Below are 708 nucleotides of genomic sequence, written 5' to 3'. Positions count from 1 at the left end.
GCATTTAAGAGTCAAGCTTCCACATAACTCTTTGGCGTGATTAAGCAATTCAACACCGATACCTTGTTTAAGCCTTTTAGGGCTAACAAACAAATGATGGATGAAATTGTCGGGCCTCCAGATTGAAACAAAGCCAATGCCTTCGCCCTGCTCCATAGCTACCCAAATTTCTTCTCCATCTGTATCTTTCATAAAATCAGCTAAACAATATGCGCCAGTATTCAGAAAAGAGAAAGTAGCCACTCTAGATTCAAAGTAAAGCAGTGCGGTAGCTTCTTGATGCTGAGCTTGAAATCTGGTTATTTCCATAAACTACCTGTAAGCCTTGCACTGTGATATGTAGTAAACACTGCTGCCACTATCGTTGGCCGTTCACTCTCTATCAAACAAACAATCAAACGATCGATGAAGAACTCCACTTATACGAATCACGCTAAACAAGTGATGATCCATCGGCTCGGGGTTCCAGCAAAATACTCATAACATCATGATTGGGTTCGCTTTCGATTTCTACGACTGACCAACCTAACGACTGATATAGCGGCTTAACATTTGTGTACACATACAGACGACTTTGAATAAAGCTCGATACTTGAGCTACGCCGCGATTAATCAATTCACTCGCAATACCTTGACCACGCCACTCTTTGGATACGAAAACGGCATTAAGCCAAATAACTTCTGAGTCACCGTGAGGCTCTTTAAAGT

At 41.8% G+C, this 708-nt stretch carries 2 protein-coding genes; both read right to left on the bottom strand.

Annotation, left to right across the window (positions count from 1 at the left end; translation table 11 throughout):
• On the bottom strand, nt 1-309 hold a 309-nt coding region (locus tag KIV40_RS29410), incomplete at its 3' end, for a GNAT family N-acetyltransferase (RefSeq protein WP_285352780.1).
• A gap of 124 nt (nt 310-433) precedes the next feature.
• Nucleotides 434-708, bottom strand: a 275-nt coding sequence (locus tag KIV40_RS29405) for a GNAT family N-acetyltransferase (RefSeq protein ID WP_285352777.1), incomplete at its 5' end; no start/stop codon positions are given.

The sequence above is a fragment of the Vibrio sp. D173a genome (genome assembly GCF_030248475.1).
This window is presented reverse-complemented; position numbering and strand designations above follow the sequence as displayed.